The sequence below is a fragment of the Cellvibrio sp. PSBB023 genome (assembly GCF_002007605.1).
Classification (GTDB): domain Bacteria; phylum Pseudomonadota; class Gammaproteobacteria; order Pseudomonadales; family Cellvibrionaceae; genus Cellvibrio.
Map to the genome: position 1 here is coordinate 1834506 of NZ_CP019799.1, position 13324 is coordinate 1847829.

A 13324-nucleotide genomic window follows, 5' to 3' on the forward strand; every position below is an offset into this window, starting at 1 on the left:
AGTAGACACTCTAACTATGCAGCTAGCGCTGCCCTTCGTTCAAACTCAGCGGGTGCCACATAACCAATACTGGAATGTCGGCGCAAGCGATTGTAGAACACTTCAATGTATTCAAAGATACTGGATTTAGCCTCATCAATCGAGTGAAATTGCTGGGTATAAATCAACTCTACTTTCAAGCGACTAAAGAAGGATTCCATCGGCGCATTATCCCAACAGTTGCCTTTCCTACTCATACTCGGAGTGGCTCCATGACGCACCATAAAATCAATATATTTTTGCGCCCGATATTGAACACCTCGATCAGAGTGGATGATTAGTCCAGGTTGAGTTTCCCGACGTTCAAACGCCATGCGTAATGCATTGGTGACCAGCGCCTCTGTCATACTGGTATCCAGCGACCAACCGACAATACTGCGCGAATATAGATCCATTACCACCGCCAAATAGAGCCACTGCTTTTCAACCCAGATATACGTAATATCCGTTGTCCACTTCTCATTAGGTTTGTTCGCGCCAAAGCGACGCCAGAGTAGATTCTCTGACACGTTGTGCATCGTCAAGGCATGGCTTCCATAATTAAACGCCTTACCGTTGTGGGCCTTTAAACCCTGTAGTTTCAGCACATTGGCAACAAAGTTCACTGAACAAGGATAACCTATGGCCTGCAACTCTTTGGCGATGCGCGGCGCACCATAGCGTGCTTTGTAAGTCGCATAGGTGTCCATAATCTGACGCTCGCGGCACTCCCGCTTCTGCTGCCGCTGGCTCTTTTCCCCCCGAACAGCCCAGCGATAAAAGCCACTGCGAGAAACGGACAATACACGGCACATTAGCGTTACCGAAAATGCCTCCAGATGCTCACGAATTAATGCGTACTTCACTCGTGCTGGTTCGCAAAGTACGCAGCTGCCTTTTTTAAGAAGGCCAACTCTTTTTCAAGCTCTGCATTTCTTCGCTTTAATTGACGCAGCTCATCACTTTCATTTTTTGAATAATCGACCCCCGCCACCGAATTGAATTGCTTTTCAGAAAGACGGGTAAACTGACGGCGCCAGTTGTAAATTTGCTGTGCACTAATACCGAGATCCCGCGCTACTGAAGCAGTGGTATTGCCCTCCTGCTCTGCGCGTTTAACGGCTTCGCGGCGAAACTCTTCGGTATAAGCTTGTGTTTTTTTACGTGCCATAGTGAGCACCTCCATATAGGGTTTTCTAACTATACAGGGTGTCTACAATTGGTGGGTAACTCGGCCTCTTAACGCCTAGTTCAGCGGCAGTTTTTAAGTTGTGGTTTTATGGAATACTTTTGCGCAGCAAAACCATAAAGCCGCGACTTAAAAACTTTCCAGCACACGAAGTGTGCGATGCTGGAACGACTTGTTATGTGCTATACATATTTTGGTCTTTTTCCAGCTTTAATTTGACGCGCAAGCCAAATTATTATTGGCGTGCCGAGAATGCTTGGTAAGAACCATATAAAAATATTACCGGAGCCAAAATTTACAACTAAAACTGCTGTAGCCATGGCTATAAAAGAGCCTGCTTGACCTGTTAAGTGAAACCGAAGCCAATTACGCCATTTTAATTTGGCCGCAAGAAAGCCAACCAGGGCAAAAGCATAGGAAAAAAGTGCAATAGGTAAAAACCACCATAGGCGCTCCCAATTTAGCAAGGATAATGCTACAGCCGATAGAGAAAGCATTAGAAATAGCCAGTGGTAAATATTACCCAAAAGCGTATGTATGCCTTTACGCTTTTTAGATGCAAATGCACCGAAGCCGATTACCAAGCCTGCGGCTCCGCAAAATATATGCAAAATTAATATTATAATTTCCATATTTAAGATAATTTTTCAGCCTAAGAAAACATAACGTTAAGCACAACGGCAGTTTGTAAATTGCGCGTTGTGAAATACTTTTGCGTAGCAAAACAACATAAGCGCGACTTACAAACTGTTCAGCACACGAAGTGTGCGTGCTGCAACGCTTGTTATGAGTTTTACTTTCCACCAAACAGCCTTGATATAAAACCTTTTTTTGGTTTTTTGTTTTCTCTAATACTCTCAATCTCTTGCCATACAGGATTAGCTGCTTTTTCTAAGGGGTCATGTATTTCAATAAGTTTATTTACCAGATTAAATGTTGTTTCATAATTTGATATTTCGTGCTCACAAACTTCTATTGATTTATCAAAAATGTAGGGAAATATTTTGCACCACACGGAGTAATATTTTCGACAGTATGTCTCTGTTCCGAATATTTGACCATGCGGGCCACATATAAGTGCGTGAGTTATTGTTTTACGCCGGCCATTTATTTCTTTTGCTTTTTCGATTTGAGATTCGTTTAAAGTAACAAGAGTTAAATTATATTTCATTTTTGTGGTTTTCTCATAACGTTGCGATAACCGGTGGTTTTTAAGTAGCACTTTTGCCATAAAATGGAGCGAAGCGGAATGGCAAAAATGCTACTTAAAAACCATCCGGTTGATTGCCTTGTTAGCTGCTTACTGCCAATTTTTAATTGCTCTTTCTATATGCTTTTTCTCAACCAATTCAAAATTACTTAGGCACCATTTTAAAAAAGACAGCACGGTTGATTTTTGCTGGCTGTTACAGAGGTGCTTGAAATTAAGGTGACTATTTGCAGTGTCTTTAGCTCTACCATATTCGGAAAGACAACTCAAAGTATATGAGCAGACAAGATTACCGTTTTCTTCTCCGTGCTTCATGCACCATTTCAAATAAGCTGGAACAATAACCATAAGGTCTAGTTCACCCTCAATTTCCATTAAATTCGGGTTGCGCTCAATAAATTCTTCCGTTATGACTCCGTCAGAGAATTTACCGAATGCATTTTCTATTTCTTGCGATATATTCATTTTTTTGGGTTCAGCTAACAGTTTATTAGACGGCTACAGCCGTATATCACTTTTATTTGACTTCACCAAATTGAATTAGTCAATTGTTTCTATTGGCATTTATTGGAATGCTAAAGCCTCAATAAATCAGATATACGGCGCGAGCCGTTTATAGCGAAAGACCAATTAAAGACTATCACACAAGCGAGCGCCAACAAAAATTTCACCTTATTACCTACCCCCTTTAAAAAGGGCAAAAAAAACCCGGCGCGAAGCCGGGTAAGCGTGGGGTGTACGACTACTGTTAAAGGTTAGAACTGACTGATAAATTTCCAGGCTTCTTGTGGAATCCAACTTTCTGGTTGACCAGCATCGTGTTGCGATGGCCAGTGTCCGCCATCAAATGCACACCAACGTACCGGGTAGCCCGCTGTACAGCCCTGATAAGAGGTGCATATGTGCGTGCCGCTTCCGCGTGATGGTTCAAGCGGGTTTTGTGCGGTACATCTGTTGTTTCTGACAAAGCGATCACGCAGAGAGCGACCTTGGGAAATGCTCAGCACATTGTCATCCAAACCATGGGTCGCGAAATATGCGATTGGTAAGGTTCCGCCGTCACAACCGCTTAGCTGTGCGCCTGCATAGAGTGCAACACCACGGAAAACATTGGCGCGTGCACAGGCTACTGCATTTGACATGCCTGCACCGTAGCTAAAGCCGGTAGCAAAGATTCTGCTTTTATCGATACAGAAGTTGGACTGGATTTGATTCAAAATAGCATCGGTAAATGCAAGATCACGGCCACCGCTATTTGCCCAGCCTTTATCTATGCCTTCCGGTGCAATAAAGATTGTGCTGTTTTGCGCGAGGTTCCACAGGCCGTAATAAGGTGTTTCGGTTGCAGAACCATTACCGCCATTGGCAACTTGTGTAGCATCGCCGTTTAACCAGTGGTAACCAATAATCAAACGATAGGGATTTTGATTATTGTAGTTGTCCGGTACGCGCAGAATATATGAACGATTCAATCCATTCACATTGAGATTATGGCGGCCATTTTGTTGGCTGCGAGCTTTACCACATCCGTCACTGGGTATAGCGCCATTTGGATTGGTGGGTGTTGTCGGCGGATCTATAACACCTGAGTATGGACCAATATGTACCCAATCCAGGTCTACATAATCTGTCGCGCCGACAGTGACGCGAATTTTTTGATAACCGGGTTTCAAGCGAACCTTGCCCGCTGACCAGGTTTTAAATTCACCCCAGTTATTAACGTTCGGCACCTGGAAGGATTCAATCAGCGTGGTGTTGCACTGTGAGATTTTTAATGTGCGCCCCGTACCTACAGCACCGGAACGAATGATTACATCGTAATCGCCTTCCGTTTCGACGTAGACAGTGTATTCAAGCCATTCACCAGCAGTCATCCAGCCAACGGCGTGACCATTAGTAATGGTTTTGATGTCTACGCCGGTATCTGTGCGATAAGCACCGCCTTCGTTGGCCGCTGTGCTATCAAAGTAACCGGCAGGATCAAAATCTTCCGCCTGGATTGTTGCCGGGATACGTGGCGCCAGCATTTGAAATGCATTCTCTACCTGACTTGGACAGGCATTACTCGCCACACTCGATGAGGTACGCGAGGACGATGAACTGGTACGCGATGATGAAGCAACAACAATAGATGAACTTGAACTGGAAGAGCTGACGACTGGCGTACTGCTTACCGAAGAGCTTGCTGGCGCAGTACCGCACAAGGTGCCATTAATTTGTGGACGCTCAGCGCTATTGCCGGTTTTTGTTCCCTGGAATCCAAATGAAATAGATTGACCGGCAGCAATGTTGCCATTCCAGGATACGTTGGTTGCCGTGTATGGATTGTTACCCGATAGATTGGCATTCCAGCTATTGGTAATACGATTGTTGGCATATTGCCAATTTACGCTCCAATTGTTGACGGCTGCGCCTGTATCATTTTTTACCGTAATACTTGCTACGAAGCCATTGGACCATTCATTGTCGACTTGGTAAGTACAAGCAGCCGATGCTGTTTGTGTCGCGAGGGCGATAGTAGCAGCCACCCCAAAATAGAATAACGATCGTTTTACATTACGCCAATTATCTGGGGAGGATTGGTTTGATTTATACATAATTCAAATCCTTAGCGAATAATGAAGAAATCCGCGAATGTTAACCATTCGCGGCGATAGGATTGGGGTTTGCCGAGACCTGTTAATTTATTGTTATGATTTTTAATTTTTATTCATTCGATAAAATAAAAATTTTTATATCGCATTTATAGTGAGGGGAATCTCCTATCCCTATATCAATCGGGATAGGAGAAGTCTTATTGTGAAGAGTCACAAACCTTTACGATTTATGTTATTTCTTCAGTCGCAACAAACCCAATTTATAAGGAATAGTGTTGTAAGTTGAGCCTGTGCCTGATTCGCCTTGATAGAGGAATTCAAGGTTGCATGGATCAACCGTCAGACGCTCATCGTAACCGGAACGAACGAGTTCGCCATGGCTGATACCATTAGCCCACTTACCAGTTGGCCACTCCACATTGTTATTACCTGCAAATGGGTTTGCATCAGTATCTGCCAGTGGCGTCCATGGGCCATCCAGACTGGATGATGTCCATGAGCGGAACATACGTGGGCCACTTGGCCAGGCTTCAACCAACAACAAATATTTATTTTGTCCATCCAATTTATAAACGTTAGGCGCTTCAAATAAATACTGGTTGCCATTGCCACGATGATCTTCCATCACGATGGAATAACCGGAGAAATTGGGGAAATTGCCGATAGTGGTTTTGGATACATACAACACACCGTCGTCGCGTGAGAAATATAAATAGCAGTGGGTATCATTACAAATCACCCAGAAATCCAAGGCGCCATTAGGTTCACCTTGCAGCAAGCGCTGCTTGGCTGACCAATTGGGGTTTCTAATGTCGTCCGTTGTGGCATAAGTACCCGGCCACTGGGTAATCAAATACCATTTGTTATGTGGACGGAAGAAAAATACCTGTGGTGCAACAGCGTTGCCAACACGAGTACCATTCATGGAAGTATGCGGTGCTTGTTGTGCATTGTTCCAATCAGTGAAGCTGGTGTACATGGATTTGTAGGAGGTGTCATAGTAGGTCGCATACACATGGTAAGTACCGTTATATTTCACAACCGACGGATCTTTAATAGATACCCAACCCTGGTTTTTTGGACTGATTAATGGACCAGTCGATGTCCATCTCAGCGGCGCTTTTAATTCACAGGTCTGGCCCGTACTGCTGCTGGAACTGCTTGAGCTACTGGAAGAACTGGAGCCAGGAACAACATCACCCGTGATGAAAAAATCATCCGCATAATAACTAATGGTGGTCTCTGTCGCTTCAATAATGAAATGCTGGAATGCTGTGGAACCTAACTGAGTGTAATAACCTTGCAGCAAACGCCACTCGGTAGATGATGCAGTGATGGTCGCCACACGAGTGTATTCGTTATAGGTTGTGGTATCCGAATCATCCAGGCGTTTTGCTGTCAGGCTGATAACACTATCCGGTGTGCCGGGCGCTAGTTTTACCCATACACCCACATCATACTGGTTGCCGTTAGTGAGAGAACCCACATTAAATGTCAAACCATTCCACGCCGCTGTGCGCCCGGTAATTAATGCACTGGCAGAACCACTGCGCTTATCGGCTGTTGAACGAGCAACAGTTCCTGCGGTGGTTCCCCAATTAGTCAGGCCAGATTCCACGCCACCATTTTGTGCAAAGTTATTGGCTGGTAATGAAGCATTTGCCGATGAAGCAACGCTGCTACGCACGCTGGATGCAACCATTGAACTGGAGCTTGAATTAGCGCTTGAACTGGAGCGTGGTACAGAACTGGTAGCAGCGCTACACAAAGCACCATTCACACTGGGGCGCTCAGCGCTTCCACCACGTTTATCAACCTGAAAACCAAATGATACAGACTGACCTGCAGCAATATTGCCATTCCAACTCATATTGGTGGCCGTATAGGGACTGCTGCCAGAAAAATTGGCATTCCAACCGCTAGTCATACGATTGGTAGCGTATTGCCAATTTACACTCCAATTATTAACTGCTGCATTGGTATCATTTTTTACTGTGATATTAGCAACATAACCACTCGACCATTCACTTTCAATCGAGTAAGTACATGCTGCCGACACCGCCGAGGATGCAACCATAAGGCCCATCCCCAAACCAATTACACCGCAGGTATTGCGCAAGATTTGCGATAGTAAATTGGCGGAGTATTTTTGCTTATTCATAATTCATCTCCGTTAATGGATTAAGTTATTTCACTTTATAGATTTTTATTTATTGACCGAGCCGATAATAATCAAAGTCCACATAACCACCGGTAGATTGTGTGGCGTAATTGAAAAGAGCAAAGCGATAACCCATAAAATGCTTCAGGTCATAGGTCATGCGTAAGGTGCTACCAATCACAGTCCAGTTATTACCATCAAGACTGTAGTAAAACCTTCCCTGATCAGTTTGGTTACGAAAATCCATATCAATGCGGAAATACACGCGATCCTGGTTTAAACCAATGCGAGTAATTTCTTGTGGCGAGCCGGATGTGGTGTCCACCATGACAATGGATTTATTACCTCCCGTTTTGTTTACACCAACAAAACCGTAACGCGTTTGCAATGCGCCAAGCCCGGCATAATCACCGTCTTTCATGCCGGCAGTTTCCATGGCAATGCGCGCTGAGCTTTGCGGGCCGAATGTACGCTGTGTAAGACTATTGCGTGCCACTTCAAAATTAGCAGCGGTGCGCTTGGTAGTAAGGCGCAAGTAACCAGGGCGATTCAATAACGACCAACCACTGTTATCCGGGTTGTGATTCCATTGCCATTGCAATGGCAAGCTGGAGGAACCTTGCGAACCTTGGTTAAACTCATCGGCAGTGACTATGCCTCGCAGATTTTTATCCTCTACGACGAATCCCAACTTTTGAGGAACCTTGCCACTAACTCCCATTACCGGCCAACCATCTTGCCAGCTCACAGGAACCAAATAAGGAATTCGCCCTACTGCACCGGAATCGCGGAATAAAAAGGCATACCAATTTCCAGTGGGCGTATCAACCAATCCACCTTGCGCTACACCTTGATCCTGTAATGCAATGCGCCCCTCGTAAGGCCCCGTTAAATTATTGGAACGGAAAATTAATTGTGTCCGCGATTTTCCTGATGGCCAAGTAATTAAAGAGATGTAATAGCGACCATTGATTTTCTGCAAATGCGTGCCCTCTGGACGAACAATAAAGTTTGTTCCCGCCACAGAAGACGATTTGGTAATGATGGTCTGGTTTAATCCACCCGGTTTAATTGCTGATGCATCCGCCGTTAGCTCGATAATTTTTATATCATCAATACCATAAGCCAAAAATGCGCGACCATTTTCAAAAAACAATGAGCTGTCGTGATACAAGCCATTCAAGGCGGAAACTGTCCAAGGGCCATTTTCAATATCGCGGGTTTTGTAGATATAGGTTTTATTCGTGGTGTACGAGAAGGTACTGACGTAGTAAGTACCATCCACGTAGCGAATACTGCTAGCCCAGGAACCTTTTCCATAGGCATTTTGACCATTCTCCAAATTAAGCGCGCTGGTGTTATCCAATGTGCTGTAGGCGTAATTAATCAGCGACCAATTTACAAGATCCGTTGATTTCATGATGGGCACACCGGGACTCATGTGCATGGTTGTGCTACTCATATAATAAGTATTACCCACACGAATCACCGAAGGATCTGGAACATCTGCCCAAATTGTTGGATTGCTCGCCTCAACCAGATTAAATGCTGACGATGAACTTGCAGCATTGCTGGATATTCTTGAACTACTACTCATCGCCACTGAAGATGCAGGTCGGGACGACGAAGTAGTCGTCGCATTTGATGAACTGCTCGCTGCACGCGACGAAGAAGTGACGGAACCACCACAAGGTGCGCCATTAATCACAGGGACTTCTGCGGCCGCAGTACCTTTGGTGCCTTGAAAACCAAACTCTACAGTCTGATTCGGTTGAATAGTGGCATTCCATGAAAGATTGCTGGCGGAATATGGATTAGCGCCAGACAAGTTGGCATTCCAGCTATTGGTGATACGGTTATCACCAGAGTACTGCCAATTAACTGACCAATTATTAATCGCACCAGTACCAGTGTTAGTAATTTTTATTGCTGCAGTAAAACCATTATTCCATTGATTAGTGACTTGGTATTGGCAGCTTGCGTGTACATTCCACGCAAAAAGCAGCGCAAAAAAACTGCCACCTATTTTTATACGCGATACTGCATAGCGAGCACTTACCTTGTTATTTGCGCGCATGGGAATTCTCCCTGATTATTATGAATGGGTTGGGTGTTTGACGAAGGGATTAAGAGGAGCGGCTCATAAAATCCTTTCCATGAGCCACCAAAAACCAAATTACTTTCTATTACTTCCTAATATAATTATTCAGCAGCCAAGTCATTGCGGGGCGCGGCGTACCGTTTTCGGAAATCAAGCCGGAGCCTTCAATCCAGGTTCTGCCGTTTACATATCCCCAAATGGTGATGCCTTTAACGTGTGGATGGTCCCAGAATACGGGGAAATGTGCCTGGAAGTTCTGCAGCTGAACCTGGTCATTGGTATCGCCAATATCGTATTCAGAAATGTAAATAGGCTTGCCTACTTGATTCCAAATATTGTCGATTGCCGTTTTAACTTGTGCAGCTGTCATACCCTTCAACTCGTGCGCCTGCAGGCCAACTGCATCAATGTAATTACCTTGTGCTTTGGCGAGCGCAATAAACTCATTGTGCTGCCAACGAATATTGTTGTAGTCGTTCAGGATAAGAATAGAGTTGGGGCAATATTGGCGCGCTAATTGGAATACACGTTGAATCCAGTTATTACCAAACGCCCGTTGTGCATAACCTGCTGGCTGATGACCAGGTACAGCTTCGTTCACCACATCGATCATCGCGGTATCCGGGTAGCGGGCGCAGTAATCGCGAATCCATTCTTCAATTTCTGCAGCAGTTTCCGTCGCACTCAAATTGTTGAGCCATGAAGGCGACTGCGCACCCCATATAAAGGTGTGTGCTTTTACCGGGATATTGTGTTGGCGTGCGTAGGCATAAATGCGATCAACCGGCGCCCAGTTGTAAACATCACGGGTACCTTCCACTGAGCCCCACTTACCTTCATTTTCGCCGGTAATTTGATTCCAGTAATTAATGAAGTCAGAGCGAACCGCACCTGAGGTAGTGATATTGCCGATAAATTTGCGTGTGGTGCCGCCCGTTGAGCTACTGCTGGAGCTGCTACTGGACGAGGCCGCTTGCCCACCGATGGAGAAATCATCAGCGTAATAGCTCACCGTTGTACTCTCGGCTTCAATAATAAAATGTTGGAACCCGGTGGTGCCGCTTTGGGTGTAATAACCCTGCAACAAACGCCACTCAGTGGACGATGCCGTCACGGTAGAGACACGGGTATATTCGTTGTAGGTTGTGCTGTCGCTATCATCCAGACGTTTGCCGGTGAGGTGGATAACACTGTCAGGTGTGCCCGGTGCCAATTTCACCCACACCGCCACATCGTACTGGTTGCCACTGACCAATGAACCCACATTAAATGTAATGCCATGCCAGTTGGCAGTGCGGCCGGAAATTAACGCACTTGCAGCACCGCTGCGTTTGTCTTGTGTGCTGCGCGTAACTGTTGCTGCGGTACTGCCCCAATTGGTCAAATTATTTTCCACACCGCCATTTTGCGCAAAATTGTTCGCAGGAACGGTATAACCACCGGATGAAGATGAACTGCTGGAAGTGCCCGGCATAGAACTGGGCACAGAGCTTGAAGACGGCGGCACTGAGCTAGGCGCTGAACTTGCCGATGAAGCTGTTGCACCACCACAGGCTGCACCATTAATAGTAGGACGCTCAGCCTGCCCACCATTTTTATTCCCTTGGAAACCAAAAGTAACAGACTGACCGGCAGCAAGGCTTCCGTTCCAGTTCATATTGCTTGCAGTGTAGGGATTATTACCTGAAAAATTGGCGTTCCAACCACTGCTCATCCGGTTGTTAACGTACTGCCAATTTACAGACCAATTATTAAGTGCTGCACCGGTATCATTTTTAATAGTGATGTTGGCAACAAAACCACTGTTCCATTCACTTTCAATCGCGTAGGTACAAGCTGCAAATGCCGACTGCGATAACACAGCCAACGCAGCACTTGTACCCATCACAGCGCAGGTTCGTTTAACCAGGCTGCGTAATACAGGATGAGGTAATTTTGATTTATGCATTTTTTGAAATCTCCATTGTTATTAGAAAAGCACAGGAACGAACTTAAAAACGCCCGGATCGAAGACCGGGCAAAGGGACCTAACGACGAAAAACATTACTTGCACACACTGCCACTTACCGTGGGAATGGAAGGGTTACCATTATTTTTTGTTCCCTGAAATCCGAACTCGACGGTTTGGCCGGGCGAGATACTTGAGTTCCAACTCAGCCCGGTAGCCGCGTAAGGGTTACTGCCAGTGAGCGTGGCATTCCAACTATTGGTAATGCGCGTACTATCGGCGTAGCTCCAGTTCACACTCCAGTTGTTAATTGCACTGGTGCCATTGTTGCGAATGCGAATAGCCGCGGTATAGCCACTACCCCAATCGCTGGTAACCACATAACTACAGCTTGCATTGGCGGCGCTATTGGCAGAGGAAGAACTACTGCTGGTGGTAACAGGAGAACTGCTGCTGGAGCGCGGAATGGAAGACGAAGATATCGCCACCGAACTGGACGCTACCGAACTGCGTGAGGATGAACTGGATGAGGTAGTCGCACCTGAACCTTCACTTTCAAAGGTGGCGATACTTTGTGGCTCAACGTACAAAGTGACAGCACCATTATTCACTCTGGTCGTTCCACCATAACCAACGCTCAGCGTGCTGGATGTGCTGTACTTGATAAAGTTTCCAACACTGCCATTTTGCAGGTTTACATTCAGGCTACGAGATACCGTGCCGTTGTTAACAACCACCATCACGATTTTATTATTAGGGCCCTTGTACGCACTGACCAACACATCGGAGTATGGTTTTTCTGTTACCGCAATGCGCTTAAAACCCGGGCGCACAAAGCGTGCGTATTGGGACATGATGTAACCACGCTTGGTGACTGTGCCATCTTCTGCCAAAAAGCCGTAGAAGCGACGAACATACCACCAGATATAAGCATTGAAGTTTGCCACCATACTTCTGTGCAACTCGGTACCCACATCCAACGCCAGAGGCCATACATTGGCATCACTTTTACTGTCTGTGTAATGCTCCGTCATCCACACTTCTTTGCCTTTACTGCGCGCTAAAGGGTAATCCTGTGGAACAGCACCGTATAAATGCCCTGCAATAATGTCGGCATGCTGTACTGCTGTTGGGCTATTTAATACCGGGTCGGTAAAACGCTTGGCGAATCCCACCGCTTCGCCTACCGCCACATTGATACTGGAGTCAAAACGAGAACCCTGCGAATTGAGGAAATTCACAAAATCGTCACCACTCCAATCGCATGATTCATAGTCCGGATGCCAATCCGGTTCATTTTGTACGGATACCGAATAGAGCGATGCGCCGTTACGCGACATAAAATCCACAAAGCTCAATAAGTGTGTTGCGTAGTCGCCGTAATATTCCGGCTTGAGCTTTCCACCATTGATCAAACTGTTATTGGTTTTCATATGTGCCGGTGGAGACCAGGGCGTTGCTAATAATATGGCGCCCTTTTGCTTGGCACGAACAGCAGCGGGAACTTGTAAGCGCCAATTTGCTGAATTTGGGTCAATTCGCATCCGCATAATGGACAAACCGATTTGCCCTGGCTCGGAGCCATAAGCGGCATCAATTTGGGCTGGTGTGAGGTCGCCAATCCAACCTACTCCATTCATTCCTCCAAACCCGCGTATGGTTTGATATTCAACCGCCGGATTCAGTGTGACTGATTGTGCTAATGCTTGGACGCAGGACAGACAGGCACCGACTATGGATAGCAATAAAGTGCGGTAAACAATTTTTTTATTCATGACGGAACGCCCAGATAAAAATCAATTATTAGAATAGAACCAAACGGCAATCAGACAGTGGCCGTTGAGAAACGCGAGAATAAGGAAGCGAAGATAATAAGAATGGAAGTTTTGAATGATTTCTTACAAAACTGTAAAAAATTGAAGCATTACTGCAATTATTTTAATGCAATTTTTGACGACAACCCGCAAAATGATAACCAGGTTGCACAGAGATTGTGGAAGGGTCGAAAGAAGATCTATTTCATATCAGTGTGTAAAAAAGTAGCTTACACAAAACAATAATAAAATAGCACGCCCGTGTTGAGTAAAAAATAAACGCAGC

General features: G+C 45.5%; 10 protein-coding genes. All 10 read right to left on the reverse strand.

From position 1 onward, the window contains the following. Positions 1-14 precede the first annotated feature (14 nt). Positions 15-884, reverse strand: coding sequence for an IS3 family transposase (locus B0D95_RS08175; RefSeq protein WP_149867884.1), 870 nt, complete (start codon positions 882-884; stop codon positions 15-17). Further along, on the reverse strand, positions 881-1189 hold the full coding sequence (locus B0D95_RS08180; protein WP_210403643.1) for a transposase: 309 nt from the start codon (positions 1187-1189) through the stop codon (positions 881-883). The genes B0D95_RS08175 and B0D95_RS08180 overlap by 4 nt, the downstream gene beginning before the upstream one ends. Positions 1190-1389: 200 nt before the next feature. Next, entirely contained in the window at positions 1390-1839 is a 450-nt protein-coding gene (locus B0D95_RS08185; RefSeq protein WP_078043441.1) for a hypothetical protein, read from the reverse strand. A 161-nt stretch (positions 1840-2000) separates the two neighbouring features. Beyond that, on the reverse strand, positions 2001-2378 hold the full coding sequence (locus B0D95_RS08190; RefSeq protein ID WP_149867885.1) for a hypothetical protein: 378 nt from the start codon (positions 2376-2378) through the stop codon (positions 2001-2003). Between the two features lie 129 nt (positions 2379-2507). Further along, on the reverse strand, positions 2508-2882 hold the full coding sequence (locus tag B0D95_RS08195; RefSeq protein ID WP_078043443.1) for a hypothetical protein: 375 nt from the start codon (positions 2880-2882) through the stop codon (positions 2508-2510). A 290-nt stretch (positions 2883-3172) separates the two neighbouring features. Continuing rightward, positions 3173-5014, reverse strand: coding sequence for a cellulose binding domain-containing protein (locus tag B0D95_RS20640; protein ID WP_078043444.1), 1842 nt, complete (start codon positions 5012-5014; stop codon positions 3173-3175). Between the two features lie 232 nt (positions 5015-5246). Further along, a complete protein-coding gene (locus tag B0D95_RS08205; RefSeq protein WP_246841756.1) occupies positions 5247-7175 on the reverse strand; it encodes a non-reducing end alpha-L-arabinofuranosidase family hydrolase in 1929 nt (642 codons plus the stop codon). A 49-nt stretch (positions 7176-7224) separates the two neighbouring features. Further along, a complete protein-coding gene (locus tag B0D95_RS08210) occupies positions 7225-9252 on the reverse strand; it encodes a family 43 glycosylhydrolase (protein WP_078043446.1) in 2028 nt (675 codons plus the stop codon). A 109-nt stretch (positions 9253-9361) separates the two neighbouring features. Then, complete coding sequence (locus B0D95_RS08215; protein ID WP_078043447.1) at positions 9362-11224, reverse strand: endo-1,4-beta-xylanase; 1863 nt, start codon at positions 11222-11224, stop codon at positions 9362-9364. A gap of 95 nt (positions 11225-11319) precedes the next feature. Beyond that, a complete protein-coding gene (locus B0D95_RS08220; RefSeq protein WP_078043448.1) occupies positions 11320-12999 on the reverse strand; it encodes a cellulose binding domain-containing protein in 1680 nt (559 codons plus the stop codon). Between the last annotated feature and the right edge of the window lie 325 nt (positions 13000-13324).